A 25401-nucleotide genomic window follows, 5' to 3' on the forward strand; every position below is an offset into this window, starting at 1 on the left:
ACCATGACGGAAAAACGGTGCACCGGGTTGCCCCGGCCGGCGACCAACACGTGCGCTTTTCCGTCATCTTTCTTAACTCGACCACAAAAGCTACACAGAGACATCACCATGTGACGCGACGGATGCGTCGACGACCGGCTTCTGAGGGGGACGCCGGCGTCGCGCGAGGGGGTGCGTCCGCTCCATGGGAGCCGTGCTCACCCCTGTCCGGGGAGGGGACTTCACCGCAATGAAGCGGACCATACGCACCACCGCCCTGACGGTGGGCGCGCTCATCGGCGCGCTCGCCCTGCCGGCCGGTCCGGCCCAGGCCGACACCACCACAGCCCGTATCGACCTCAGAGTCCTGGTGGTGAGCGACGGGGGTCCGGCCACCGACGCCATCGCCGCCGAACTCGACACCGCCGGAACGCCGTACACCAAGGTCGATCTCACCCGTACCGACCGGCCCGTCATCGACGCGGCCTTCCTCGCCGACACCGTCGACGGCCGCCCGCGCGCCAAGTACCAGGCCGTCGTCCTGCCCAACGACAACCCGTTCGCGGCCGGCAGCGCCGAGATGAGCGCGCTCGCCGCCTACGAACAGACCTACGCCATTCCCCAGGTCGACGCCTACACCTACGCCCGGCCCCAGGTCGGCCTCCAGGTGCCGACGTTCGGCGGTTACTCGGGCAGCGTCGACGGCGTCCGCGCCCAGGTCACCCCGGCCGGGCAGGCCGGCCCCTTCGGCTACCTCGACGGCGCGGTCCCGTTCGAGGACAACTCGCCCACCGTAGGCGAGAGTTACGCCTATCTGTCGGCCCCCGCCGCCGGCGCCGACTTCACCCCGTACGTGCAGGCACCCGTGCCGGGCACCACCAAGCAGGGCTCGCTGGTCGGCGAGTACCGGCACGACGGGCGGCGCGAACTGGTCGTCACCTTCGTCTACAACCAGTACCAGCAGCAGTTCCGGCTGCTGGCCCGCGGGATCGTGGAGTGGATGACCGGCGGGGTGCACCTCGGCGCCTCCCGCAACTACTTCGCCGTCCACGTGGACGACGTGTTCGCCGCCGACGACCGCTGGGACACCCAGCTGAACTGCACCCCCGGCGACGTCGACTGCGCGAACGGCGCCGGCACCCCGAACCCGATCCGGATGACCCCGGCGGACGTCGACCAGGCCATTGCCTGGCAGAACAGCCACCACTTCACCTTCGACCTGGCCTACAACGGCGCCGGCAGCGTCGACCAGCGCGAGGACAACGACGGCGTCGACCAGCTCGCCGACAAGCTGATCGCCGACCGGGACAAGTTCCGCTGGATCAACCACACCTACACGCACGCCTTCCTCGGCTGCGAGCAGAATGTCACCGTCGTGCCCTGGACCTGCGCCACCAACTTCGACGGCAGCACCAAGTGGGTCGGCCTCGCCACGATCGACTACGAGATCGCCACCAACCGGGTCTGGGGGCAGGTCGCCGGACTCCCGCTGGAGACCGACGAGTTGGTCACCGGCGAGCACTCCGGCCTGAAGATCCTGCCGCAGCAGCCGCAGGACAACCCCAATCTGGGCCTCTCGCTCACCGTCGAGGGCGTCAAGTGGCTCGCCTCCGACAACTCCCGCGACCCCGAACAGCGCAAGGTCGGCCCGGCCACCACCGTCTCCCGCTACCCGATGAACGTCTTCTACAACGCGGGCCGGGCGGCCGAACAGGTCGACGAGTACAACTGGCTCTACACCAGCCGCGCCCAGGGCGGCAGCGGCATCTGCGAGGACAACCCGGCCACCACCACCTGCCTGCCGGCCCCGCTGGACCCCGCCACCGGCTACAGCGGTCACATCGTGCCGCTGGAGACCCGGATCGCCCTCGGCCACGTACTGTCCAACGACCCCAAGCCGCACTTCATCCACCAGTCCAACCTCGCCGAGGACCGCATCGCCTACCCGGTCCTCAACGGCGTACTCGACGGCTACGACGCCCTGTTCGCCGACAACACCCCGGTCGTCAACCTGCGGATGAAGGCCATCGGCGCCGAACTCCAGCGCCGGGCCGCCTGGAAGAGCGCCGTCCAGGCCGGCCGGGTCACCGCCTACCGGATCGGCACCACCGTCACCGTGCAGGGGCCGGCCGGCACCGCCGTCCCGGCGACCCTGCCCACCGGCACCACCCTGGGCAACGCCGCCTACGGCACCGCGTACGCGGGCGCGGTCTCCGGCTGGACCGCCTCCGCCGGCACCCCGCTGTCCTTCACCCTGCCGTCCGCCGCCGCCGTGCCCGCCGCGCACCCGGCCGGCGCCACCGCCCCCACCGCGCCCGCCCCGCGCACCGCGGTCCCGGCGGGCGTCACCGAGCGGGTCTCCGCCACCCCGGACAGCTGAACGCGCACCGACCCCAGGGCCCGTCCGCTCCCGCACGGCGCGGACGGGCCCCGGTCCGGTCCGCCCACCGGCGGGCCGGACCGTCACGACCACCCCACACCTCGGCCGTGGAGCCCCATCGATGCACGTTCAGCACGGCGCGCGCCGCCCCGGCGCCGCGCACGTCACCCTGCTCACCGAAGGCACCTACCCGCACAGCCATGGCGGCGTCAGCGTCTGGTGCGACCAGCTCGTCCAAGGCATGCCCGACCTCGACTTCGACGTCATCGCCGTCACCGGCACCGGCCGCGAACCCGTCGTATGGGAACTGCCCGGACACGTCCACAGCGTGCTGTCCGTGCCCATGTGGGGTGCCCCGCCCGAGGGCCGCCCGCCCCGGGGCCGGGCCCTCGCCCGGCTCGCCGACGCCTACGAACGCTTCCTGACCGCACTGCTCGACCCGGGGGCCGAGGACCGTTTCCCGGCCGCGCTGTACGCCCTGGCCCAGGCCGCCGCCGAGGGCGCGCTGAGCGCCTTCCTGCGCGGCGACCGGGCCGTCTCCCTGCTCGCCGGGGTGTGGAACCGCCCCGGCCTCGCCGTCCGGGAGGCCCGGCCCACCCTGCACGACGCGGTCACCGCCACCACCCTGCTGGAACACGCCCTGCGCCCGCTCGCCGCGCCCCCGCCCCGGCACGGTGTGGCCCACGCGGTCAGCGGCGGGGTGGCCGTGCTGCCCGGCCTGGCCGGCCTGGAGCGGCACCAGGTGCCGCTGCTGCTCACCGAGCACGGCGTCTACCTGCGGGAACGTTACCTCGGCTACCGCACCGCCCCCTACCGCTGGCCGGTCAAGGCCGTCGTCCTCGGCTTCTTCCGGCTGCTGGCCGAGGAGAGCTACCGGCGGGCCGCCCTGATCACCCCCGGCAACCGCTACAACCGGCTGTGGGAGGAACAGGGCGGTGCCGACCCGCAGTCCATCCGCACCGTCTACAACGGCGTGGACCCGGCCGCCTTCCCGCCCGCCGGCCCCGAACCGCAGACACCCACCCTCAGCTGGGCCGGCCGCGTCGACCCCATCAAGGACCTGGAGACCCTCATCCGCGCCTTCGCCCTCGTCCGCAAGGAGATACCCGAGGCGCGGCTGCGCCTCTTCGGCGGCACCCCCCGCGGCGGGGAGGCCTACCGGGAACGCTGCGAGGCACTCGCCGCCGACCTGGGCCACGCCGACGCCGTCACCTTCGAGGGCCGGGTCGACGACATCAAGGACGCCTACGCGGCCGGGAACGTGGTGATGCTCTCCAGCATCAGCGAAGGCTTCCCGTTCACCCTGATCGAGGCCATGTCCTGCGGCCGGGCCACCGTCTCCACCGACGTCGGCGGGGTCCGCGAGGCCGTCGGCGACACCGGCCTCGTCGTCCCGCCGCGCGACCCGGACCGCATGGCCGCGGCGGCCCTGGAACTGCTCGGCGACGCCGGACGCCGCCGGGCGATGGGCGAGGCCGCCCGGCTGCGGGTGATCGAACAGTTCACGCTGCGCCAGACCATCGACACCTTCCGCTCCATCTACCTCGAACTGCCCTACCACGCCCGCCCGTTGCCCGAACCCGCCGCACGCGGGCAGCACCTCGGGGCCGTCGCGGGGAGCCTGGCCGGATGAGCGGGCCCATGGCGCTCGAACCGGGCGGCGCCGAACAGGACACCCTTGCCCTGCGGCTCGCCCAGCCCCCACCCCGCGGCGACGACCGCACCCTCGCCCTGCGGCTGCCCGGCCACATCCCCGACCCGGAGGCGGTGAGCCGGCTGGCCGCCGCCCTCGCCGACCGCATCGGCCCCGCCGTCCACCCCTACGAGGTCGCCGCCCTGCTGGAGGCCGAGGGCCTGACCGCCGAACAGATCAGACAGCGCTACGGCCACCCGAACCTCTTCTCCCTCGCCACCGCCCTGTACGAACAGGTGCCCCGCAGCTACCCGGAGCCCGCGCCCGCCGCCGACCCCTGGCGCCCGGACACCCTCCGCTGCCTGCTGCGCGGCGTGCTGTTCGCCCTGCCCGGCCTCGCCTACCTGCTCACCGCCCCGCTGTGGCACCCCGGCCGGCACACCACCGCGCCGATCGTCGCCGGCCTGGTCTCCTGGGCCTGGGGCCAGGCCCTCGGCCACCGCGCCCATCTGCGGCTGGTCACCGGCCGCCGGGAGGCCGCCCGCACCCTGCTGACCGGCGCCCCGCTCGGCGCCGCCCTCGCCACCGCCGCCGCGGCCCCGCTCGCCGGCTCCCCTGCCGTACTGCTCGCGGCGGCGGCCCAGTCGCTGTACCTCGCGGCGGCCGGCGTCCTGCTCGTCCTGGCCCGCGAGCGGCTGCTGCTCGCCGCGCTGACCCCGCTGATCGCGGGCACCGCCGTCCTGCCCTGGTGGGAACCCGGCACCGTGCCGCGCGCCGGGCTGCCGCTGCTGGCCCTCCTCGCCACCCTCGCCGCCACCGGCCACGTCCTGCGCGCCGCCCTCGCCACCCCGGCCGCCCCCGCGGGCGGCACCCGGCCCCGGCCGCTGTGGTCCCTGCCGTACGGGCTGTTCGGACTGGCCGCCGGAGTGCTGGTGCTGCTGGAGGGACGGCACGAGCCGTACGCGGTGATCGTGCTGACGGTCAGCATGGGACCCGCCGAATGGCTGCTCTACCGCTACCGGGGCCTGTCCGTGGCCGCGCTGCGCGCCACCGCCACCCCGGCCGGTTTCCTGCTGCGCTCCGCCGTCGTCCTGGCCGGCTGTCTGGGCGCCTACCTGCTGCCGCTGCTGCCCGCCGCCTGGCTGACCGGAGCGGCCCCGGCCCCCCTGCTGCTCCTCGCGGCCACCCTGTGGACCGCCCTGCTCCTCCAGGCCTTCGGCACCGCCTGGCCGCCGGCCGTCATCTGTCTGGCCGCCGCCGCGGTGGCCGGTCTCGCCCCGACGCTCCGCCCGCCGCCCGGTCCCGCCGTCCTGCCGCTGTGCTGCGCCGCCGCCGTCCTGGGCCTGGTGACATACGCGCTGCTGCTGCTCGGCCGGCCCGCCCGGCACGTCTGATCCCGTCCCCGCGCCGCCAACCCATCGGAAGGACACCTCAGTTGACCTCCGTACCGCTCGCCGCCGTCACCGGAGCCGAGGGCTTCATCGGTTCCCACCTCACCGAGGCCCTGGTCGCCTCCGGACACCGGGTCAGAGCCATGGCCCAGTACAACTCCTTCTCCTCCTACGGCTGGCTGGAGACCCTCGCCCCCGACGTGCTGGACCAGGTGGAGATCGTCCTCGGCGACGTCCGCGACCCCGGCTCGGTGCGCGCCCTGCTCGACGGCGCCGACGTCGCCTACCACCTGGCCGCCCTCATCGCGATTCCGTACTCCTACCAGGCGCCGCACAGTTACGTGGACACCAACGTCACCGGCACCCTCAACGTGCTGGAGGCCGTCCGCGCCCTCGGCACCCCCCGGCTGGTGCACACCTCCACCAGCGAGACCTACGGCACCGCGCGGACGGTCCCCATCACCGAGGACCACCCCATCAACACCCAGTCCCCGTACGCCGCCTCGAAGGCCGGCGGGGACCGGCTCGCCGACAGCTACCACGCCAGCTTCGACACCCCCGTCGTCACCCTGCGCCCGTTCAACACCTTCGGGCCCCGGCAGTCCATGCGCGCGGTCATCCCCACCGTCATCGGCCAGGTCGCGGCGGGCGAGCGCACCATCACCCTCGGCGACCTCAGACCCACCCGGGACTTCACCTTCGTCAAGGACACCGCCCGGGCGTTCCTCGCCGTCGGCACCGCCCCCGCCGAGCAGGTCGTCGGCCGCACCTTCAACGCCGGCACCGGCGGCGAGATCTCCGTCGGCGACCTGGTCGCGCTGATCGGCAAGGTGATGGACACCGCCCTCGACGTCCGCGCGGACCCCGCCCGCATCCGGCCCGCGGGCTCCGAGGTGATGCGGCTGGTCTGCGACGCCACCCGGCTCACCCGGGCCACCGGCTGGCAGCCCGCGCACACCCTGGAACAGGGCCTCGCCCACACCGTGGAGTTCTTCCGCGACCCGGCCAACCTGGCCCGCTACAAGACCGGCATCTACAACATCTGACCCCGTCCGGCACGCATCGCCCCACCAAGGAGGAGCCCCATGCACGCAGTGATCCTGGCCGGAGGCAAGGGCGTCCGGCTGCGGCCCTACACCACCGCGCTGCCCAAGCCGCTCGTCCCGATCGGCGACCAGCACGCCATCCTGGAGATCGTGCTGCGCCAGCTGTCGGCCGCGGGCTTCACCCGCTGCACCCTCGCGATCGGCCACCTCGGCGAGATCATCCGCGCCTACGTCGGCGACGGCTCCCAGTGGGGCATGACCGTCGACTACGCTACCGAGGACAGCCCGCTCGGCACCATGGGCCCGCTGCTGGGCCTCAGAGACCGGCTGCCCGAGACCTTCCTGGTGATGAACGGCGACGTCCTCACCGACCTCGACTACGCCGACGTGCTGCGCCACCACCAGGAATCCGGCGCGCCGCTCACCATCGCCACCTACGCCCGCAAGGTGCACATCGACTTCGGCGTGCTCACCACCGACGCCAGCAAGGTCGTCGCGTTCACCGAGAAGCCCAGCATGGACTACCGCGTCTCCATGGGCGTCTACGGCCTCAGCCGCGCCACCCTGGACGGCTACACGCCCGGCCTGCCGCTCGGCTTCGACGAACTCGTCCTCGACCTGCTGAAGGCCCAGAACCCGCCGCACGCCTACGAGTTCGACGGATACTGGCTGGACATCGGCCGCCCCGACGACTACGACCGGGCCAACGCCGAGTTCACCACCCGCAAGTCCCTGCTGCTCAAGGGAGCCTGAGTACCGCATGCGCATTCTCGTCCTCGGCGGCACCGGATATCTGGGCCGCCACGTGGCCGAGCGGCTGCGCGCCCTGCCGGGCGCGCAGGTCCTCGCCGCAGGCCGCCCGGCCGGCGGCGGACTCGGCGCCGACCTCGCCCGCGACCGTCCCGAACGCCTCGCCGAGACCCTGGCGGCGGCGGCCCCCGACGCCGTGGTCAACTGCGCGGGCGCCACCGGCGGCGACCCGGTGACCCTGGCCGAGGTCAACGCCCGCGGCCCCGCCGCCCTCTGCGCGGCCCTGCGCTCGGCCGCCCCCACCGCCCGCCTGGTGCACCTCGGCTCGGCCGCCGAGTACGGGCCGGGCACCCCGGGCGTCAAGGTCACCGAGTCGGCACCCGCCTGCCCGGTCACGCCGTACGGCGCGACCAAGCTGGCGGGCACCCTCGCGGTCACCTCCGCCGCCCTGGACGCGGTGGTGCTGCGGATCGGCAACCCGGTCGGTCCGGGCGCGCCCGCCGCGAGCCTGCCCGGCCGGCTGGCCGCCCTGCTCCGCCCGGCCGGCCGGGACCCGGACGCCGTGGTGCGCCTCGGGGACCTCTCCGCCCACCGCGACTTCGTCGACGTACGCGATGTGGCCCGGGCGGTCGAGCGCGCCGTCACGGCCCCCGCCCCGCTGCCCAAGGTGCTCAACATCGGCGGCGGCACGGCGGTACCGGTACGGGAACTGGCGCACGGCCTCGCCCGGCACGCCGGGTTCCGGGGCCGGCTGGAGGAGAGCGCGGACGGCTCGGCGCGCTCGGCACGCGTGTCCTGGCAGTGCTCGGACATCTCCGCCGCCGCCCGGGCCCTCGGCTGGCGGCCGGCGCACAGCCTGGACGACGCCCTCGCCGCGCTGTGGGCGGCCACCGGGGAGCGGGTGCCGTGAGCCTGCTGGTGCCGCTGTACGTGCATCCGGCCGACGACCCGGGCGCCTGGCACCGGCTGGTCGGGGCGGCCGATCGCGCCTACGCGGTCGTCCTCAACCCGGCGAGCGGGCCCGGCACCGCCCCCGACCCCGCGTTCACGGCGGCGGCCCGGGCGCTGCGCGCCGCCGGGGCCCGGCTGCTCGGCTACGTCGACACCGACTACGGCGTGCGCGAGCGCGCCCGGATCACCGAGGAGGTGCGCCGGCACCGGGAGTGGTACGCGACCGACGGCTGCTTCCTGGACCGGGTGACGGCCGGTCCCGACGGGCTGCCCGCCTGCCGTCGGCTGGTGCGCGACCTCAGGCGGTCGGGCACCGGGACCGTCGTGCTCAACCCGGGCGTCCATCCGGCGCCCGGCTATGTCCGCCTCGCCGACCTCACCGTCACCTTCGAGGGGCACTGGAGCACCTATGTGTCGTCGTTCACCCGTCCGGACTGGACCGCCCGGCAGCCGCCCGAGCGACTGTGCCACCTGGTCTACGGCGTCCCCGAGGCCCTGATCCCGCTCGCGGTCCGCACCGCGCACGAGCGGGGCGCGGCGGTGTGCGGGCCGGTGACCGGCGAACCCCCCAACCCGTGGGCGGCGTTGACCCCGGCGCTGACCGGCGGCAGCGGTGTGCAAGGCTGAGCGGACCAGCAACCGCACCCGGGAGGCAGCGACCGGCATGGCCGTCATCCACCACACCACCCTCAAGCCGACCAAGACCGAACTGCTCGCCGGCTGGCTGCCCGGCCGCCCGTGGTACCGCGGCGGCCCCGCGCCGGTGCTGGAGAAGTCCGGCGGCTTCCGGCTGGACGACCCCGAGGGCGAGGTCGGCATCGAGTTCATCGTCGCCACCGACACCGCGAGCCCCGGGCGGACGGCGTACCTGGCGCCGCTCACCTACCGCGGGGCACCGCTGGAGGGCGCCGAGCACGCCCTCGTCGGCACCATGGAGCACGGGGTGCTGGGCACGCGCTGGGTGTACGACGGCTGCCACGACCCGGTGCTGGTCACCCAGTCGCTGGCGCTGATCGAGGGCCGGGCCCGGGCGATGGCCCAGAGCGTCAGCGACACCCCCGACCGCGAGGTGACCCGCTCCTACACCGGTGCCCCGCTGTCCCTGGACGGCTTCACCCCCGAACCGGCCGACGACGCCGACGGCACGCGCCTGCCCACGCCGAACGGCACGGTGCTCGAGATCCACCGCGTCCTCGCCCCCGTCGCCGGACAGCACCCCCCGGTCCCCCGCGACGCGCTCGGCCACATCGCCACCGGCTGGCCGGGCCCGGACGACAGCCGCCTGCGGGCCCTGTTCATGACGCTGCGCCAGGCCTGAACCCGGCGTACGGCCCGCCTGGTGGCCGTCACGCTGCCCACTGGAGGAGCAGGCCGCGACCGCCACTCCCCCCATCGAGATGACCCGTAGGGACGAACAACGGCTTCGCGCGGCGCAGCCCGGGGTGCGGCGGGTGCCCGCCCCGGGTCAGATGGATGCGTGCGAACCTCCATACACCGTCTCCGCGGCCGGCCCCGCCTCTGCCTCACCGGCGCCCTGGCCGTCCTCCTCCTGTTCCTGTCCAGCTCCCCGGCCGCGCCGGCCACGCCGGTCCCACCGGATCCGACCGGGGGCCCCATCACCCGTGGCAACGCCTACATGGGCATCGGCGTCCTCGCCCACGACGGTGCCTCGGACGCCCCGCCCCCGGCCCCCCGCGCCACCCAGACCGAGGGCGTCGACGTCTCCAGCCACCAGGGGGAGGTCGACTGGCGGTCGCTGTGGGACAGCGGCGTCCGGTGGGCGTACACCAAGGCCACCGAGGGGACGTACTACACCAACCCCTACTTCACCCAGCAGTACGACGGTTCCTTCGACGCCGGCATGGTCCGCGGCGCCTACCACTTCGCCACCCCGGACACGGCCGGCGGTGCCGCGCAGGCCGACTACTTCCTGGCGCACGGCGGCGGCTGGTCGGCCGACGGCAAGACCCTTCCGGGCGTCCTCGACATCGAGTGGAACCCGTACGGCGACGCCTGCTACGGCAAGTCGGCGAGCGCCATGGTCACCTGGATCCGCGACTTCCTCGACCGCTACAAGTCCCGCACCGGCCGGGCGGCGGTCGTCTACACGGCCACCAGCTGGTGGTCCGAGTGCACCGGGAACTACGCCGGCTTCGGACCGGCCAACCCGCTGTGGATCGCGCGCTACGCCTCCACGGTGGGGACGCTGCCGGCCGGCTGGTCCTCGTACACCATGTGGCAGTACACCTCCTCGGGCCCGTCGGTCGGCGACCACGACCGCTTCAACGGCTCCCAGGACAAGCTGCGCGAGTTCGCCACCGGCTGAGCCGTCGGCACCGCGTCCCGTTCACGTCCGCGTCGTCGCGTTCAGTCCACGTCCACGTCGTCGAACAGGGCGTGCATCGCGCCGAGCACCCGCAGACAGGCGTCGACGTCGGCCATGGTCAGGTCGCCGTCGACCCGGCGCAGCAGCTCGTGCTCGCGGGCCCGTACGGCGCCGATCGCCGCCCGGCCGCGCTCGGTGAGCCGGATCAGCGAGGACCGGCGGTGCGCGGGGTTGGGCACGCTCTCCACCAGCTCCTGCCGTGCCGCGTCGTTCACCATGCGCTGCACGAACTGGCGGCTGAGCGCCTGCGCCCGGCCCATCTGCGGGACCGTCAGCGGACCCCGGGCACGCAGCAGGTCGAGGACGGCGCGGACGCCGACCGAGAGCCCCTCGACCGGTGCCGCCTGCTCCACCTTGCGGTGCACCCGACGGTAGAGCGGGCCGACCAGGTCGAAGACCTCGGTGAGGCGCTCGGCCAGTTCGTCCTGCGGGGAGCGGGTGGAGCGGGGGGACCCGGCGGGGGCGGTGCGGTCGTCGTTCATGCGTACAGGATGACACCTTGGTTGCCAACTCGCTCCAAAGATGACACCTTGGTTGTCATGACTGTCGATCCGGCACTCCTTCCCGTCCGCTACCTGCCGACCTCCGACGGCCGCCTCGCCTACCGCGAGACCGGCTCCGGTGCGCCCCTCGTCCTGCTGCACGGCGGCTTCACCGACCACCGCATGTGGGAGGCGCAGCTGAGGGCTTTCGCACCGACCCACCGGGTCATCGCCTGGGACGCCCGCGGCCACGGCGCCTCCGACAACGCCACCCGGCCGTTCCGGCAGGCCGACGACCTCGCCGCGCTGCTCCGCGGGCTCGACGCCGCCCCCGCCGTACTCGTCGGGCTGTCCATGGGCGGCGGCATCGCGACCGACTGCGCGCTGGAGCACCCCGAGCTGGTCCGCGCGCTCGTCATCAGCGGGGCCGGCACCAGCGAACCCGTCTTCCGGCACCCCTGGGTGCTCGAGGTCATCGCCGCCCAGCAGGCGAGCCTGGCGGCGGGCGACCTGGAGGGCTGGGCGGACGCGTTCGCGCTGTGGGCGGCGGGCCCGGACCGGGAACTGTCCGAAGTCGACCCCGAAGTGGTGCGCCTGGTACGGGAGATGGGGCTGGCCACCCTGCGCAAGCACACGCCCGGCGAACCCGACCACCGTGTCCCGGTCACCCGGACCTGGGAGCGCGTGCCGGACATCGAGGTGCCGCTGATCACCATCAACGGCGCCCTGGACTCCCCGGACCACCAGGCCATGGCCGCCCGGCTCGCGGACCTCGTCCCGGGCGGCCATGGCGTCACCGTCCCGGGCGCCGCCCACTACCCGAACATGGAGAACCCGGACGCCTACAACACCGAACTCTCCGCCTTCCTGCGGCGGTTGCCGTAAGCGGGAGGCGGGGGAGCGGTCGCCGAGCCCGCCACGGGGGTGCGGGCGGGTGACCCGAGGGGGCCGTACCCGGGCGGAGGGGCCGGGGTACGGCCCCCTCCGGTGGGACAGCCGGGCAAGGAGCGGCCCGACCCGCCCGGGCGGGGTACCCGGACGGGGTGCGGTCTGACCCGGGCGGGCGTACCGGCACTGCGGGGCGCGTGTCCCCGGGGCGAGACTGCTGGGAAGACGACCGTGCCTGGGTGGTGATGCAGAGGTGACCGCGGAACCGGGCGGGTCCCCGCTGGAGGAGTTCCTCGCCGACCCCGCCAGCTGCACCCTGGACATGGCCAGCGTCGTCAGCCGCTGCGCGAAGGCGCTGGGCATGCGGCACGCCGTGGTCTACCTCGCCGACATCCAGCAGCGGCACCTCGTGCCGCTCACCGACGTCACCGAGTCCCTGCCCATCGACGCCACGCTCGCCGGCTGGTGCTACCGCACCCAGTCGCTGCGGGTGGAGGAGTCCGAGCGGGACGGCATGACCGTGTGGTTCCCGCTGCTCGACGGCGCCGAACGGCTCGGCGTCCTCGCCGTCCACACCCACACGCTCACCGCCGAGTCGCTGCGCCAGGGCCGCGCGATGGCCGCCCTGCTCGCCATGATGTCCACCTCGAAACGGGCGTACAAGGAGACCTTCGTACGCCGGACCCGCACCCGGGCGATGCACCTGCCCGCCGAGATGCTGCGCGCCTTCCTGCCCCCGCGCACCATCGGCAACCCCCACGTCGTCTCCACGGCCGTCCTCGAACCCGCCTACGACCTCGGCGGCGACGCCTTCGACCACGCCCTGACCACCGACACCCTGCACGCCGTCGTGCTGGACGCCATGGGGCACAACCTGCTCTCCGGGCTGACCAGCGCGGTCGCCCTGGCCGCCTGCCGCAACGCCCGGCGCGTGGACGCCGACCTGCTCTCCCTGGTGGACGGCGTCGACGAGGCGCTCAGCCAGTGGCTGCCGGACCAGTTCTGCACCGGTATCCTCGCCCGCCTCGACTTCTGCAGCGGGGTCCTGAAATGGGTGAACTGCGGCCACCCCGCGCCGCTGCTGATCCGCGACCACCGGCTGATCGCCGACGCGCTCTCCCGCGAGGCCGACCCGCCCATGGGCCTGCGGTCCCTGCTCCACGCGCGGGACCGGCAGGTGCACGAATCCCGGCTCCAGCCCGGGGACCGGGTGCTGCTCTACACCGACGGCGTCACCGAGGCGCGGACGGCCGACGGCAGACTGCTCGGCCTGGAACGGTTCGCGGACTACGTCATCCGGGCCAGCGCCACCGGTGAGATCGCCCCGGAGACGCTGCGGCGCCTCATCCACTCGCTGCTGGACTCCCACGACAGCCGGCTCCGCGACGACGCCACGATCCTGATGTTCGAGTGGCAGCCGAGCGGACCGCTGCCGGGGGCCGGCCTCATCGGTTAGGCACGGCGGGCGGCGGCGATCACGGACCGGCGGCGCAACCCGCGGGACGGCTCCGGGGGCGTCAGCGCCCTCGGGACCGACCGAGCCGTCAAGGTTTGCGACGTCGCGTCACTGTGGCGATCAATCCCGCGATCATGCTCAGGAACGCGCTGTGAGGCCGCTCGTTGCCACGCTCGATCCGCGAAGCCGCGATGGCACCGACGAGGCCGACGATCCCGGTGGCGGCAGCGCCGAACGTCGCCAGACGATCGATCCAGCTCATGACGGCAGCTCCAACTCGCAGAGGTATGTGATCGTTCCGGTGATGAGGACGGTGCCGCCGAAAAACCACAGCGAGGTGTAGCCCAGGAGTTCTCGATCCACACCGGGGGCGTCCTTGGCGGCTGACAGGACCACGAGAAGGATGAGCAGCAGAACCGAGAAGATCGTGAGAAAGGCCACGAGATAGTGGCGATGATGGTTCTTGCGGAGCACCGCCTGGCCGATCGCCGTACCGGTCAACCCCATGCAGACCACGTACAAGTCGCCTCGCACGGCCATTTCGGCCAGCGACGGGGTTTTGTTCTGGAAGAACGCGATGAAGGAGTTGCCGATCGTCGGCAACACAGCCAGGATCACGGACAGGCAGACCCAATGGACCAGCTTCGCCCTGGCCTTTGTCTTGGCTTCGGTGATCGCCGCCTGCCGTGCCGTGATGTCGGCGGCCTCGCCGCCGCCGGTGCCTGCCTCGGACGCCGCCCGGGCTCGGGGAACCGGGCTTTCGCCTCCGGCCGCTTCCGGTTGCGCCGATGAAGATGTCACCCAAGTTCCCCCGGTTCACCGACGTCCGGTTGGACGAGTCGTCGACCGGGTCCGTTATACCCGACGGACGCGGAGTGCGTGCCCCTGATCGAGAAGCGCTGTTCGACGGGTGTGAGCAGAGCCACGGGCCCAGGGTTGCACCGAGGGCCGGGCATGCGCGACCGTTGTCATCCCACAACTATGTTCCGCCCTTAAGGCAGATTGAGGGCTTCACCCTTGGAGGGTGCCCTTCTCATGCCCGCGTCCCCGGACAGGTTCCGTGCTCGCACCGCGAGCGCGATGAACGCTGCTGCCGCTCCGTATCCGGTGGTGGTGATGGACGCGGCCGGGTACGTCGCGGAGCTGAACGGCGCCGCCCGGACTCTCCTGCCCGGCGCCCGCGTCGGGGCGGCCCTGTCGTCGCCGGACTGGCTGGCCGGCGCGCACCGCACCCCCGGCACCGGCGTGGTCGGAGGCGCGGTGGGTGAAAGGTTCTTCTCGGCGTCCTCGTCCGTGCTTCCCGGCGGGGACACGGTGTGGTGGCTGGTGGAAGAGACCTCCTACCGGTCGGCCGTCGAAGAGCTGAGAGCCGAACGCGAACGCACCCGGTTCCTCACCGAGGCGTCCAGCGCCCTGCTCGCGTCGCTGAACCTGCAGCGGTGCATGGAGGTCACCGCCCGGCTGGCCGCGGAGCACCTGGCCGACGCGGCACTGGTCATCGCGCCGACCGCGGCGAAGAAGCTGCCGGTGGTCACGTGCGACCAGCACGGACGCCTGGCCCACGGCACCGTCTCCGGTGCCGTGCAGAGCGTGCCCGGTCTGCCGGAGGCGCTGCGGGGCTTTCCGCCGGTGCCCTCGCGCTGGATAGACCCCGCCGCCGCGACCTGGATGGTGCCCGAAGGCTTCGGCGAGGTCGGCTCGCTGGCGATCACCCCGCTTCCCGGCCACGGCGTACCGGCCGGCGCGCTGGTACTGCTGCGCCGGGCGCCGCAGTCCGAGTTCAGCGCGTCCGAGGAGGCTTTCGCCGGACTGTTCGCCGCCAGGGCCGGCGCGGCGATGTCCGCCGCGCGCCTGTACGCCGAGCAGAACGCGATCACCGACACCCTCATGCGCGACCTGCTGCCGCCCACGCTGCGGCAGGTGGAAGGAGTGGAGTTCGCCGGCGGCTACCGCGCCAGCGTCGACACCGACCGCGTCGGCGGAGACTTCTACGACGTCCACCCGGCGGACGAGGACTGCCCGGAGTCCCTGGCCGTGCTCGGCGACGTGGCCGGCAAGGGCCTGGAGGCGGCGGTTCTCACCGGCAAGATCCGCAACACGCTGCAAGCGCTGCTTCCGCTGGGGCATGATCACGACCAGATACTGCGGGGGCTGAACAGTGCCCTGCGCAACGCCCACTCCACCCGCTTCGTGACCCTCGTCCTGGCGTCCGCCCGCCGCGAGGAGCGCGACGTGGTCCTGCGCCTGACCTCCGCCGGCCACCCCCCGCCGCTGGTCCTGCGCCGCGACGGCACCGTGCAGGAGGCCGACACCGGCGGCACCCTGATCGGGGTCCTGCCGGAGATCACCACCCGCACCGCCGAGGTGCGGCTCGCGCCGGGGGAGACCTGCCTGCTCTACACCGACGGCGTCACCGAGGCCAGGGGCGGCCCGCTGGGCGACACCATGTTCGGGGAGGAACGCCTGCGGCGTGCCCTGCTGGGGTGCGCCAGGATGCCCGCGCAGGCCGTCGTCGAACGCGTCCGGATGCTCGCCGACGAATGGATCGGGGACGGAGGCCACGACGACATGGCCGTCCTCGCCATCACCGCCCCCCAGGGTGCGCCCCTCGGTGCGGTGGACGGCACGGCGCCGGGCAGGTTCACGGCATGACGAACACCCCCGCCCCCGGTCTCCCCGGCGGGCCCGGCCGGCCCGGCACCGGCACCCGTTCCGCCCCCGCGCCCGGCCATGAGCGGGCCGGAGAATGGGCGCACAGGCTCTGGACGGCCGTCCGGGCGGCGGACGAGTACGCGGCACTCGACGTCGTCACCCACGCCCTGGCGGCCGGTCTGGACGCGGAGACGGTCCTGCTGGACGTGATCGGCGCCGTCCAGCACAAGGTGGGTGCCGAGTGGGCCGCCAACCGCATGAGCGTCGCCGACGAGCACGCCGCCACCGCCATCAACGACCGCGTCCTCGCCGTGCTGCCCGTCGGCCGCCCCGACACCTTCCGCGGCAAGGTGACCGTCGCCTGCGTGGACAAGGAGTGGCACGCGCTGCCCGCACGCCTGCTCGCCGAGACGCTCCGGCTGCGCGGCTGGCAGGTCGCCTACCTCGGCGCCCAGGTCCCCACCGCCCACCTGGTCGGCCGGATCCACCGTACCGGCGCGGACGCCGTGTGCCTGTCCGCGGCGCTCTCCACCCGCCTGCCCGCGGCCCACGCGGCGATCACCGCCGTCCAGGCCATCGGCACACCGGTCATGGTCGGCGGTCGCGGCTTCGGCGCCGACGGCCGCTACGCCCGCCGGCTGGGCGCCGAAGCCTGGGCGCCCGAGGCCCGCACGGCCGCCGACCGGCTCGCCGCCGGCCCGCTGCCCGGGCCCAGGCCACCCCACCAGGTGGCCGACGACCTGCCGCACCTGGCCGACCAGGAATACACCATGGTCACCCAGTCGTCCCGGCCCCTGGTGCGCGAGACCTTCCAGCGTCTTGAGCGGCGCTTCCCCGCCCTGGCACACTACGACGACGACCAGCGTGAACGCACCGCCGAGGACATCGCCCACATCGTCGACTTCCTCGCCGCCGCGCTGTACGTGGACGACCCCGACCTCTTCACCGGCTTCCTGACCTGGACCGCGGACGTCCTCACCGCCCGGGGCGTGCCCGCTCCCTCCTGCCGGGCCTGGACCTGCTGGAGGAACAACTGCGCGACTTCCCCCGCGCCCGCCGTCTCCTCGGCGCCGGCCGTGACGCGCTCACCGCCCCTGCCGGCCTCCCACGGTCACACCGGTGACGGGCGGCAGCGCATGCGGTGCCGCGGTCCCGCTCCGCCGCTAGCTCGGACGGCCGGTGCCGGCCAGGTGGGCGGGCCGGCCGCCGGGTTCGCCCATGCGGTCGGTCTCGTCCCGGACGAGCAGGGAGAGCAGCGCCGCCACGGTCAGGCCCGCTTCCGCCGGGTGGCGCAGGACCTTGTCCGGTTCGATGCGGTAGGTGTTGGCGCGTCCCTCGCGGGTGTGGGAGAGGTAACCGTCCTGCTCGAGGTCGGAGATGATCCGCTGCACGGCACGCTCGGTGAGCCGGCAGCGGGCGGCGATGTCGCGGATGCGGATGTTCGGGTTGTCGGCGATGGCCGCCAGTACACGCGCATGGTTGGTGATGAACGTCCATCCGGTGTGAGATCCAGGCACTTCAACCATGCACCGCATTCTACTGACCTGCTTTGCCTGACACCGGATGCATGACATACTTTTCGCGCAATCGCCAGCATGTTTCATACGGGGGAGACTCAGGAGGCTCCGAAGGTGTTGCTGGATGAAGGGGTCGCGGATCACCCGGACGGCGCGGGCGTGACGCCGCTTCGGACCCCGGGCCAGGTCGCGGTGGCGGAGTTCGAATGCCGCGGCGCCTGGGTCGTCAGCGCGCGCGGCTCCTGCGACATGCAGTCGATCACGCGCTTGGCGGAGGTTCTGGGCGCCGCGGCCAAGGAGCATCAAAAGGTGGTCCTGGACGCGTCCGGGATCGTCTTCGGGGACTCCTCGCTGCTGAACCTGCTGATTCTCACCCACCACGAGGCCGACCTTCGCGTGGCGGCGCCGACGCGGCAGGTGCGCCGGCTCCTGGAAATCACGGGGACGGACACGCTCTTGAAGGTGCGGGCGACGGTGGAAGAGGCCGCCGCCTGTTAGACGTCCCCCCATACAACCCGGAAGAGGTTTCCCCATGATCCTTCCCACGGAGAGGGAACTGCGCGAGGCGCTGGCCCGGTTCGCCCAGGCGCGCATCGAACACGACGTGCACCCCACCGGCTCCACCAGCAGGGCTCTCGAAGACGCCACGTACGCCCTGTGCGTGATGACCGGGGCCCGCACCATCGAGCAGGCTCTGCCGGCGGCGGACGCGCTGCTCGAGGAGCACGCCGGCCGTACGCCATCCGCCCAGGACACCGAGGCACTGGCCGCGTAGAGCCGGTGTTCCGGACAGGCGGAACCTCAGGTGCCCGAGGCGAGCAGCTGGTCGGCCAGTCGGTGGGCCTGGGCCAGCAGCACGCCGTAGGTGGCGACCTCGTCCGGATCGTCGGTCGTGGCGCGGGCCAGGTCCCGGCGCAGCACGGTGAGGGCGTCGCGCAGCTCTGACACGGCCTCGCGCAGCTCGTCCTCGTGGTCGTCGCCGAACCGGCTGTGGCTGTAGAGCCGCAGCGCGTCGGCCGTGCGGCACAGGAAGTGCCCGTACCGCCGGGCGAGGGCGGGGTCCGGCCGGGGCGCCGAGCGGTCCTCGGCGGCGGCCTCCAGCACCGTGCGGGTCACCTCGGCGGTGTGCACGGCCGCGTAGTCCAGGACCATCAGCGCGTCCTCGTACCCCTTGCCGGGCGGCGGTACGGCACCGCTGCGGCGGCGCGGGTTGACCCGCAGGCTCTCCCGGCTCCACTCCACCGCCGAGCGGGCCTGCTCCACCAGCCGGGGCAGCCGCAGGGCACGGTCGTGCCAGGCGCCGGCCTCCGCGGTGTCCCAGCGGCCCGCGGCCAGCCCGTCCGCCACGTCCCGCAGGATGCCGTGCGCCTCCGCCACCGCGTCCCGCAGCGCCGACCGGGTGTCCCGCAGATACAGCGGCGGGCGCACCAGCGCGTTGACCGCGATGCCGACCACCGCCCCGAACAGGGCCTCGGCGAGCCGGGCCGCGGAGGTGGTCACGGACACCGGTCCGCCTGTCAGCACGAACAGGGCGCCGGTGGCCGCGTACACCCCCTGGCTGCCCAGGCGCCGCCACTGCCCCAGCAGCATCGCCAGCGGCAGGACCACCGCCATCGCGGCCACCGGGCTGGGCAGCAGCAGCCCGACCGCCGTGGCCGCGATCGTGCCGGCCGCGATCGCCGCGAGCTGTTGCAGCCCGTGCGCGATCGACCGGTACACGGTCGACTCCACCAGCACCACCGCGACCCACGGCGCGACGAACGCCACCGGTGCCTTCAGCCACCAGCCCGCCACCGCCCAGGCCACCCATGCGGCCAGCGCCGCCTTCACGGCCTGCACGGCCAGGTCCCGTTCCCGTCCGGGCTCCGCACAGGCCCGCCGCGCCGCGCCCGCCGCGGCCGACAGATCGCGCCACAGGGCCTGCCAGGTCAGTCGTATCCCATGCACGCGGGCCCGGGTGCCACTTCTCGCGCCCTTCCATGCCCACGCATACGAGGAAGGTCCCGCGACGGCGTCTCCCTGTGGCCGCGCACACGACGGCGGCGCCGCCTCCCTGGGACGGGGAGACGGCGCCGCCTTCCTCACACGTCTCGCGGCGTCAGATCAGCCACCCGAGGAAGTGGGCGAGGCCGGCGAGGATGTCGGTGAGAAGGTTCATGTCGTGCTGCTCCTTGCGGTGTTTCCGAGTGGGACATGTGTGAACTCCGGTCTGCAGCCCGTCCGTTCGCACACCACGAGTCTCGTCCCGGCACACCGGCCACGGCGGTCATACGAGCGACGATCACCTGTTCCAGGGAACAACTGATCCCTTGTTCGGGTCGGCCGACGGCTCAGGGCGGCACCGCCCGCAGCGCGTTCAGCACCGCCCACACCACCGACACCAGCGGCACCGCCACCACCGCGCCGATCACCCCCGCGACGATGCTGCCCGCGATCACCGACACGGCCACGACCAGCGGATGCAGCCGCACCGCCCAGCTCATCACCAGGGGGTGCAGCACATGCCCCTCCAACTGGCCGATCACCACGATGAGCACCAGCACCCCCGCCGCCGTCAGCGGCCCCCGCCCGGCCAGGGCGACCACCGTGGCCACCCCGAGCGCCACCGGGGAGCCCACCAGCGGCACGAACGCGGCGAAGAACTCCAACAGCGTCAGCGGCAGTGCCAGCGGCACCTCCAGCACCAGCAGCACCACGCCCACCAGCACGGCGTTGGTGGCGGCCACGATGATGATGCCCCGCGTGTACCCCGCGAAGGTCCGCCAGGCCGCCCCGCCCGCCCGGTCCCACACCGGCCGGGCGCCGCTCGGCAGCAGCCGGTCCCGCGCCCAGGCCCACAGGCGCTCCCCGGAGTGCAGGAAGAACACCGACGCGAACAGCGCCAGCGCCGCGCCGGTGGCCAGCTCCACCACCCGGCCCAGCTCGCCGACCGCGCTGCCGATCAGCGCCGACCGGTGCGTGGCCACGTAATGCGTCACCTGCTGCTGCAGCCGGGACAGCGCGCCCGGCCCCAGCCGGAACGGCGGCCGGCGTAGCCACTCCTCGATGCGCTCCACCCCGCCGCGGAACTCGTCCGCCAGCCGCCCCGACTCGTCCGCCACCGCGCTGCCCACCAGCGCGAGCAGGCCCAGCAGCAGCACCAGACTGCCCACCAGCGTCACGGCCACGCACAGCGGCCGGGGCAGGAACCGGGCGAGCAGATCGGTCGGCGGGCGCAGCACGGACGTCACCACCAGCGCGACGAACAGCGCCACGGCGACCAGCTGGAAGCTGCCGAGGAGGCTGAACACGCCGTAGACGGCGATCCCGACCAGGATCAGCCGCCAGGCGTACGCCGCGGCCACCCGCAGCCAGGGCACCGTCCGCTCCGCCGCCCGCACCGGGGCCGCCGCGGGCTCCGGCCGGGGCGGGACCGGCAGCCGCACGGAGTACGCAGGCCGGCTGCCCAGGACCGTGCCCCGGGCCCTGCCGGTCCGCCCGCTCCCGGGCCGGCGCGCGTCACCCACCACTGCTGCCGCCTCCTCTCCGCCTGACGGCCGGTCACCCCCACAGCACCGTAAGCACACCGGGCGCGGGCGGCGCGCCGGGCGCGCGGGTGGCCGTACCCCGCCCGGGGCGGGGCCGTACGGGGATCAGGTCATCCGGCGGGGCGCCGGCGGGGTGGCGGAGTCGCCGGTGGTCACCGTGTCGGCTTCGCTGTGCCCCGTTCCCCGGCCGATGCCGGCCGGGCCGGACCCGGGCGATGAGCGGTGGGTGCCGGGGCACCGTTGTTTTCCCCGGCGCCATGGGCGGGCGTGGCGGCTCCCCCCGGGGCGGCGGGCGCGGGCAGGTCGTCACCCAGCGGCGCGGGCCGCCCGCCGCACCGGCGGTAGCGGACGATCGCCTTCGCCAGTTCGAGCCGCTCGGGCTCGGGAAGGGTGCCGCCCTGGACGTAGCCGAGGACGTGCTCGGCCACCGTGCGCAGCTTGACGTTCGTGCGCTGGGAGACATCCCGCAGCGCACGCCAGGCCTCCTCCGGGGCGATCTGTCCGAGGACCACGACGGCGCCGATGGCCTGGTCGATCACCGCGTGCGAGGTCACGGCGCGCCGCAGGTGCCGGTTCTCCTCCAGCAGCCGGTCGTACCCCGCTGCCAGGTCGGTCGCCGAGAGCAGGGCCAGGGGCTGGATCCGGGAGAGGGCGAAGAAGGCCATGGAGCACCTTTTCGGGGTGGGGGGCGTCACGGCCTACGCCTGCCCCCAGCGGGCGCCTGCACACGAATTGAATCAGTCTCACGCACCGCCGTCACGTGGGAGCGCGCCACGGGGGGCGGTACACCGGGGGCGTGGGGTGCGAGGGGAGTACGTGCGCTGTACCGCGCGCCGGTACGGGCCCGCCGGCCCCGCGCGCGCGTCCGCGCCACCGTCCGGTTCCGCGAGGTCGTCGGTGTCGCCGTCCGGTTCCGCGAGGGCCGACGGGGTCAGCGGAACCGCCCCATGTCCTGGGTCGCGCGGGCCACCGGCAGCAGCTCCCGGATGTCCGCGGGCAGCGCGCCCGCCATCCGCTCGGTCAGCTCGGGGGCGAGCGCGGCGTCCAGCACCTCCAGCACCGCGGCGGCGTCCCGCAGCGCCCTGTCCTCGTCGGTGCCGACCCGGACCGCGACCCGTCCGGTGAAGGTGGTCAGCCCGAACCGCTCGCCCGCGGCCCCGGAGTCCCGCCCGGCGGAGGCGTCGGCCGCCTCCCGCATGGCCGCCGCCAGATCCGGCGGCAGCTGGGCGGCCACATGCCGGGCGAGCCCGGACGGAAGCCGTTCCGCCAGCGTGCTCACGACCGCGTGCGTGGCCCGCTCGGCCGTACCCCGGTCCGGCAACTGGGCCAGCGCCTGCACCTTGCCGATCATCTCGTCGTGCCGCATGAGACCGGTCCCTTCCGCACGATGCGCTCCGTACGCCCGTCCCGCGGGCGTGACGCCCATGCGCCCGGGTACCCCGTGGCCGCCCCGGGTCACCGGCGACCGGGCCGCCGTCCCGGTTGCGTCGGCCACCCGACGCGGGGTACGTGTCGGCAGCGGGGCACACGCGACAGCAGAGGCAGGAGGTGTGCGTGACGGCTGCGGGACTGGCGGCGCCCCTGTGGGACCTGCACAGCGGACAGGGGCTGCGGCAGCTGACCGAACTGGGGCTCGCCCTGCTGCTGTCGAGCCTGATCGGCTGGGAGCGCGAGGCCCAGCAGAAGAGCGCGGGGCTGCGCACCCACACCCTGGTCGGCATCGCGAGCGCCCTGATGATGGAGGTCTCCCAGCACGGCTTCAACGCGGTGCTCGGCCTGCAGGACGTGTCCTTCGACCCCTCACGGGTCGCGGCGCAGATCGTCTCCGGGATCGGCTTCATCGGCGGCGGCCTGATCTTCGTACGACGGGACGCCGTACGGGGCCTGACCACGGCCGCCACCATCTGGCTGACCTGCGCGGTCGGCATGGCCTGCGGTGGCGGACTGCCCGTGCTCGCGCTGGCCGTGACGGCCCTGCACTTCCTGGTGGTCCGGGGTTTCCCGCTGCTGTCGTCCCGGCTGGTCCCCGGCCGGGCCGCCACCGCGTTCGAGGCGCGCCTGACCTACCGGACCGGGACGGCGCTGCTGCCCCGCCTGTTGCAGACATGCACCCGGCGCGGCTTCCGGATCGTGCAGGTCAAGGTGGAACGGCTGCCCGGCCGTACCGAGGACGCCGCGCGGGTGCTGCTGCGACTGGAGGGCACCGGGGATCCCAACGGCCTGGCGTCGGAGCTGTTCCGGGACGACGGCGTGCTGGACGGGGAGCTGTCCGCCGCGACGGAGGAGGAATGACCGCCCGCCCGGTCCTGCGCGGTGGTTCACCGCTCAGCCCTTCAGTCCCTCAGCCGTCGACCGACTGCTGGGTCGCCGTCCAGGCGTACTGGAGCCAGTCCGACACCGTCAGCGCGGCGAACCCGGCGCCGACCAGCCGGGTGAGCCGGGGCGACGCGGCGTAGGAGCACACCAGCGCGCCGGCGGCCCAGGCCGCGGTGCAGAACGGGCAGGAGACCAGGTCGCCGACGGCCCGCCGGAGCCCGTTGCCCCTCGGCTCGTCCATCACCTCGCTGGCCTCGCCCTCGTCGGCGCGGCGGGTGAACGGCACCCGGATGAAGCTGGTGATCTTGTCCCTGGTCACCACCCGGGACGCCTTGTACGCCGCCGTGCCCATCAGCAGCACGTCCCAGGGCGGCACCTCCTGCGGCAGCCGTACCCCCCGGCGCCGGGCCACCAGGGCGAAGGAGCCGATCCCCGCCGCGAAGACGGAGGCAAGGGTGGCGTACCCGCCCAGCGGCAGGTCGTCCCCGTCGTCGTAGCGTGCGGCGTCCGTCGTCATGAGACCTCCCAGATCCCCGTCGGCGTCCCGGCCCCGTACCGGGCGCGGGACGAGTGCCCCCCTCGCCGGTGGCGACACGCGGCCTTGTGACGGCGGCCGGAAGGACCTATTATTCATCACGTGATGAATAACGGCTCCTGAGAAGGGCGGCGCGGTGATGGACGACAAGACCGCATGCTGTGTCGTGGGCGGCGGCCCCGCGGGCATGGTGCTCGGACTGCTGCTGGCCCGCGCCGGGGTCCGGGTGACGGTGCTGGAGAAACACGCCGACTTCCTGCGCGACTTCCGCGGCGACACGGTCCACCCGTCGACCCTGGCCCTGCTGGACGAGCTGGGCCTGGCCGAGCGCTTCGCCCGGCTGCCGCAGCGCAGGGTCCGCACCGTCCAGCTGCCGGTGGGGCCCGGCCGCGCGCCGCTCACGGTCGCCGACCTCTCGGTCCTGCGCGGTCCCTACGACTACGTGGCGATGGTGCCCCAGTGGGACCTGCTGGACCTGCTGGCCGAGGAGGCCCGGCGCGAACCGTCCTTCGAGCTGCGGATGAACACCGAGGCGACCGGGTTCCTCGTCGAGTCCGGGCGGGTCACCGGAGTGCGCTACCGCACCGCCGACGGCGGCACCGGCACATTGCGCGCCGTCCTCACCGTCGCCTGCGACGGCCGCGGATCGCTGGCGCGTGCCCGGCCGGAACTGCGGCTGCGCCGCTTCGCCTGCCCCATGGACGCCTGGTGGTTCCGGCTGCCGCGGCGCGACGGCGACCCGTCCGGGCTCGTCGGCGGCACCGGCGACGGCCTGCTGACCGCGATGATCGACCGCGGTGACTACTGGCAGTGCGCGGCACTCATCCCCAAGGGCACCGACGCCGAGCGCCGCGCCGCCGGCCTCGACCGCTTCCGGGCCGATTGCACCGCCGCCGCCCCCTGGCTCGCCGATCGTGCCCAGGCCCTCGGATCCTGGGACGACGTCAAGCTGCTCGACGTCCACCTGGACCGGCTGCGCCGCTGGCACCGGCCCGGCCTGCTGTGCATCGGCGACGCGGCGCACGCCATGTCCCCGGTGTTCGGCATCGGCATCAACCTCGCCGTACAGGACGCCGTCGCCGCCGCCCGTCACCTGGCCGGGCCGTTGCGGCAGGGCAGGGTGCGGCCGCGCGACGTACGCGCCGTGCAGCGCCGTCGCCGCCCCACCACGGTCGCCACGCAGGCGCTCCAGCGCGCCGCCCACGCCCGCGTCATCGCACCGGTCCTGCGGGGCGACCCGCCCCTGGGCGGCGCGGAGCGGGCCCGGCGCGTCGCGGCCCTGATCACCGCGGCGCCCTGGCTGCGCCGCCTCCCCGCGTACTTCCTCGCCTACGGCGCCCGCCGCGAACGCCCCCCGGTCACGGCGACCCGCCACCGGCCACCGGCCGGAGAGCGCCCCGTCACCCCGTAGCGGCCCACCGCTCGGCCACCAGGACGCGGTGCCGTCCGGGGGGACCAGGAGTGAACTGACGCATCATCAGCACCACCGGCCCCGCGCGCACCAACCAGCCC

Annotated in this window: 25 protein-coding genes and 1 pseudogene; 17 read left to right on the forward strand and 9 right to left on the reverse strand. The window is 74.0% G+C overall.

The genetic code is table 11. The annotated features are described in order from the left end of the window. Window positions 1-229 precede the first annotated feature (229 nt). From IH25_RS0122165 to IH25_RS0122205, 9 genes are all read left to right on the forward strand, one after another. Window positions 230-2359 carry a hypothetical protein gene (locus IH25_RS0122165; RefSeq protein ID WP_030613214.1) on the forward strand — a complete coding sequence of 710 codons (2130 nt, stop codon included), beginning with the start codon at window positions 230-232 and terminating at the stop codon, window positions 2357-2359. A 121-nt stretch (window positions 2360-2480) separates the two neighbouring features. Then, a complete protein-coding gene (gene pelF / locus IH25_RS0122170; RefSeq protein ID WP_051754075.1) occupies window positions 2481-3992 on the forward strand; it encodes a GT4 family glycosyltransferase PelF in 1512 nt (503 codons plus the stop codon). Continuing rightward, the gene (locus IH25_RS0122175; protein WP_030613218.1) at window positions 3989-5386 is read left to right on the forward strand and encodes a hypothetical protein; all 1398 of its coding nucleotides are present in this window, start codon (window positions 3989-3991) and stop codon (window positions 5384-5386) included. The genes pelF and IH25_RS0122175 overlap by 4 nt, the downstream gene beginning before the upstream one ends. 41 nt (window positions 5387-5427) lie before the next feature. After that, the gene (locus IH25_RS0122180) at window positions 5428-6429 is read left to right on the forward strand and encodes a GDP-mannose 4,6-dehydratase (RefSeq protein WP_030613220.1); all 1002 of its coding nucleotides are present in this window, start codon (window positions 5428-5430) and stop codon (window positions 6427-6429) included. A 39-nt stretch (window positions 6430-6468) separates the two neighbouring features. Beyond that, a complete protein-coding gene (locus IH25_RS0122185; protein WP_030613221.1) occupies window positions 6469-7182 on the forward strand; it encodes a nucleotidyltransferase family protein in 714 nt (237 codons plus the stop codon). Between the two features lie 7 nt (window positions 7183-7189). Then, the gene (locus tag IH25_RS0122190) at window positions 7190-8089 is read left to right on the forward strand and encodes an NAD-dependent epimerase/dehydratase family protein (protein ID WP_030613224.1); all 900 of its coding nucleotides are present in this window, start codon (window positions 7190-7192) and stop codon (window positions 8087-8089) included. Then, window positions 8086-8757, forward strand: a complete 672-nt coding sequence (locus tag IH25_RS0122195; RefSeq protein ID WP_030613227.1) for a spherulation-specific family 4 protein — start codon at window positions 8086-8088, stop codon at window positions 8755-8757. The genes IH25_RS0122190 and IH25_RS0122195 overlap by 4 nt, the downstream gene beginning before the upstream one ends. 37 nt (window positions 8758-8794) lie before the next feature. After that, window positions 8795-9448: a maltokinase N-terminal cap-like domain-containing protein gene (locus IH25_RS0122200; protein ID WP_030613230.1), complete on the forward strand. Its 654-nt coding sequence runs from the start codon at window positions 8795-8797 to the stop codon at window positions 9446-9448. Window positions 9449-9607: 159 nt separating this feature from the next. Then, window positions 9608-10456 carry a lysozyme gene (locus IH25_RS0122205; protein ID WP_030613232.1) on the forward strand — a complete coding sequence of 283 codons (849 nt, stop codon included), beginning with the start codon at window positions 9608-9610 and terminating at the stop codon, window positions 10454-10456. Between the two features lie 41 nt (window positions 10457-10497). Here the strand turns inward: IH25_RS0122205 and IH25_RS0122210 are convergent, their stop codons facing one another. Beyond that, entirely contained in the window at window positions 10498-10998 is a 501-nt protein-coding gene (locus IH25_RS0122210) for a MarR family winged helix-turn-helix transcriptional regulator (RefSeq protein WP_030613235.1), read from the reverse strand. A gap of 57 nt (window positions 10999-11055) precedes the next feature. Between IH25_RS0122210 and IH25_RS0122215 the strand changes: the two genes are divergently transcribed. Together IH25_RS0122215 and IH25_RS0122220 are read left to right on the forward strand one after the other, a co-directional pair. Continuing rightward, window positions 11056-11883 carry an alpha/beta fold hydrolase gene (locus tag IH25_RS0122215; protein WP_030613237.1) on the forward strand — a complete coding sequence of 276 codons (828 nt, stop codon included), beginning with the start codon at window positions 11056-11058 and terminating at the stop codon, window positions 11881-11883. A gap of 256 nt (window positions 11884-12139) precedes the next feature. Then, complete coding sequence (locus tag IH25_RS0122220) at window positions 12140-13342, forward strand: PP2C family protein-serine/threonine phosphatase (RefSeq protein ID WP_037655406.1); 1203 nt, start codon at window positions 12140-12142, stop codon at window positions 13340-13342. 88 nt (window positions 13343-13430) lie between these two features. On the opposite strand, the gene IH25_RS41265 is transcribed toward IH25_RS0122220, so the two are convergent. Continuing rightward, window positions 13431-13604: a hypothetical protein gene (locus IH25_RS41265; RefSeq protein WP_157846998.1), complete on the reverse strand. Its 174-nt coding sequence runs from the start codon at window positions 13602-13604 to the stop codon at window positions 13431-13433. Then, window positions 13601-14143 carry a hypothetical protein gene (locus IH25_RS0122230; RefSeq protein ID WP_030613244.1) on the reverse strand — a complete coding sequence of 181 codons (543 nt, stop codon included), beginning with the start codon at window positions 14141-14143 and terminating at the stop codon, window positions 13601-13603. Before IH25_RS0122230 ends, IH25_RS41265 begins: the two co-directional genes overlap by 4 nt. A 279-nt stretch (window positions 14144-14422) precedes the next feature. On the opposite strand from IH25_RS0122230, the gene IH25_RS0122235 reads away from it, so the two are divergent. Both IH25_RS0122235 and IH25_RS37675 read left to right on the forward strand, forming a co-directional pair. Next, window positions 14423-15994 (forward strand): PP2C family protein-serine/threonine phosphatase, encoded by a 1572-nt coding sequence (locus IH25_RS0122235; RefSeq protein WP_245172851.1) that lies wholly within the window; start codon window positions 14423-14425, stop codon window positions 15992-15994. Next, a pseudogene (locus tag IH25_RS37675) lies at window positions 15991-17117 on the forward strand (cobalamin B12-binding domain-containing protein). Before IH25_RS0122235 ends, IH25_RS37675 begins: the two are co-directional and overlap by 4 nt. Before the next feature lie 40 nt (window positions 17118-17157). On the opposite strand, the gene IH25_RS0122245 reads toward IH25_RS37675, so the two are convergent. After that, the gene (locus tag IH25_RS0122245) at window positions 17158-17520 is read right to left on the reverse strand and encodes a helix-turn-helix transcriptional regulator (RefSeq protein WP_078844366.1); all 363 of its coding nucleotides are present in this window, start codon (window positions 17518-17520) and stop codon (window positions 17158-17160) included. 105 nt (window positions 17521-17625) lie between these two features. Here IH25_RS0122245 and IH25_RS0122250 point away from each other — a divergent pair, with 105 nt between their 5' ends. After that, on the forward strand, window positions 17626-18009 hold the full coding sequence (locus tag IH25_RS0122250) for an STAS domain-containing protein (RefSeq protein WP_387873142.1): 384 nt from the start codon (window positions 17626-17628) through the stop codon (window positions 18007-18009). 34 nt (window positions 18010-18043) lie between these two features. Next, entirely contained in the window at window positions 18044-18286 is a 243-nt protein-coding gene (locus IH25_RS0122255) for a DUF5133 domain-containing protein (RefSeq protein WP_030613255.1), read from the forward strand. Between the two features lie 26 nt (window positions 18287-18312). On the opposite strand, the gene IH25_RS0122260 is transcribed toward IH25_RS0122255, so the two are convergent. The 4 genes from IH25_RS0122260 to IH25_RS0122280 form a co-directional block, all read right to left on the reverse strand. Continuing rightward, a complete protein-coding gene (locus IH25_RS0122260) occupies window positions 18313-19458 on the reverse strand; it encodes an FUSC family protein (protein WP_394298442.1) in 1146 nt (381 codons plus the stop codon). A gap of 383 nt (window positions 19459-19841) precedes the next feature. After that, on the reverse strand, window positions 19842-21020 hold the full coding sequence (locus IH25_RS0122270; protein WP_030613259.1) for an AI-2E family transporter: 1179 nt from the start codon (window positions 21018-21020) through the stop codon (window positions 19842-19844). A gap of 170 nt (window positions 21021-21190) precedes the next feature. Next, window positions 21191-21703: an ANTAR domain-containing protein gene (locus IH25_RS0122275; protein WP_051754078.1), complete on the reverse strand. Its 513-nt coding sequence runs from the start codon at window positions 21701-21703 to the stop codon at window positions 21191-21193. A gap of 266 nt (window positions 21704-21969) precedes the next feature. Beyond that, the gene (locus IH25_RS0122280) at window positions 21970-22404 is read right to left on the reverse strand and encodes a DUF2267 domain-containing protein (protein WP_030613263.1); all 435 of its coding nucleotides are present in this window, start codon (window positions 22402-22404) and stop codon (window positions 21970-21972) included. A gap of 182 nt (window positions 22405-22586) precedes the next feature. Here IH25_RS0122280 and IH25_RS0122285 point away from each other — a divergent pair, with 182 nt between their 5' ends. After that, window positions 22587-23330, forward strand: a complete 744-nt coding sequence (locus IH25_RS0122285) for an MgtC/SapB family protein (protein ID WP_394298443.1) — start codon at window positions 22587-22589, stop codon at window positions 23328-23330. 49 nt (window positions 23331-23379) lie between these two features. Here the strand turns inward: IH25_RS0122285 and IH25_RS0122290 are convergent, their stop codons facing one another. Then, the gene (locus IH25_RS0122290; protein WP_030613269.1) at window positions 23380-23871 is read right to left on the reverse strand and encodes a DUF1360 domain-containing protein; all 492 of its coding nucleotides are present in this window, start codon (window positions 23869-23871) and stop codon (window positions 23380-23382) included. A gap of 157 nt (window positions 23872-24028) precedes the next feature. On the opposite strand from IH25_RS0122290, the gene IH25_RS0122295 reads away from it, so the two are divergent. Then, window positions 24029-25300 carry an FAD-dependent oxidoreductase gene (locus IH25_RS0122295; protein WP_030613272.1) on the forward strand — a complete coding sequence of 424 codons (1272 nt, stop codon included), beginning with the start codon at window positions 24029-24031 and terminating at the stop codon, window positions 25298-25300. The last annotated feature ends 101 nt before the right edge of the window (window positions 25301-25401 follow it).

Source organism: Streptomyces achromogenes subsp. achromogenes, assembly GCF_000720835.1.
In the GTDB taxonomy this organism is placed as follows: domain Bacteria; phylum Actinomycetota; class Actinomycetes; order Streptomycetales; family Streptomycetaceae; genus Streptomyces; species Streptomyces achromogenes.

Coding starts and splice junctions, on each gene's coding strand:
- IH25_RS0122175 (WP_030613218.1), top strand. CDS start 3,989: ATGAGCGGGCCCATGGCGCTCGAACCGGGCGGCGCCGAACAGGACACC.
- IH25_RS0122295 (WP_030613272.1), top strand. CDS start 24,029: ATGGACGACAAGACCGCATGCTGTGTCGTGGGCGGCGGCCCCGCGGGC.
- IH25_RS0122200 (WP_030613230.1), top strand. CDS start 8,795: ATGGCCGTCATCCACCACACCACCCTCAAGCCGACCAAGACCGAACTG.
- IH25_RS0122215 (WP_030613237.1), top strand. CDS start 11,056: ATGACTGTCGATCCGGCACTCCTTCCCGTCCGCTACCTGCCGACCTCC.
- IH25_RS0122255 (WP_030613255.1), top strand. CDS start 18,044: ATGATCCTTCCCACGGAGAGGGAACTGCGCGAGGCGCTGGCCCGGTTC.
- IH25_RS0122245 (WP_078844366.1), bottom strand. CDS start 17,520: ATGGTTGAAGTGCCTGGATCTCACACCGGATGGACGTTCATCACCAAC.
- IH25_RS0122185 (WP_030613221.1), top strand. CDS start 6,469: ATGCACGCAGTGATCCTGGCCGGAGGCAAGGGCGTCCGGCTGCGGCCC.
- IH25_RS0122280 (WP_030613263.1), bottom strand. CDS start 22,404: ATGCGGCACGACGAGATGATCGGCAAGGTGCAGGCGCTGGCCCAGTTG.
- IH25_RS0122165 (WP_030613214.1), top strand. CDS start 230: ATGAAGCGGACCATACGCACCACCGCCCTGACGGTGGGCGCGCTCATC.
- IH25_RS0122290 (WP_030613269.1), bottom strand. CDS start 23,871: ATGACGACGGACGCCGCACGCTACGACGACGGGGACGACCTGCCGCTG.
- IH25_RS0122210 (WP_030613235.1), bottom strand. CDS start 10,998: ATGAACGACGACCGCACCGCCCCCGCCGGGTCCCCCCGCTCCACCCGC.
- IH25_RS0122275 (WP_051754078.1), bottom strand. CDS start 21,703: ATGGCCTTCTTCGCCCTCTCCCGGATCCAGCCCCTGGCCCTGCTCTCG.
- pelF (WP_051754075.1), top strand. CDS start 2,481: ATGCACGTTCAGCACGGCGCGCGCCGCCCCGGCGCCGCGCACGTCACC.
- IH25_RS0122190 (WP_030613224.1), top strand. CDS start 7,190: ATGCGCATTCTCGTCCTCGGCGGCACCGGATATCTGGGCCGCCACGTG.
- IH25_RS41265 (WP_157846998.1), bottom strand. CDS start 13,604: ATGAGCTGGATCGATCGTCTGGCGACGTTCGGCGCTGCCGCCACCGGG.
- IH25_RS0122235 (WP_245172851.1), top strand. CDS start 14,423: ATGAACGCTGCTGCCGCTCCGTATCCGGTGGTGGTGATGGACGCGGCC.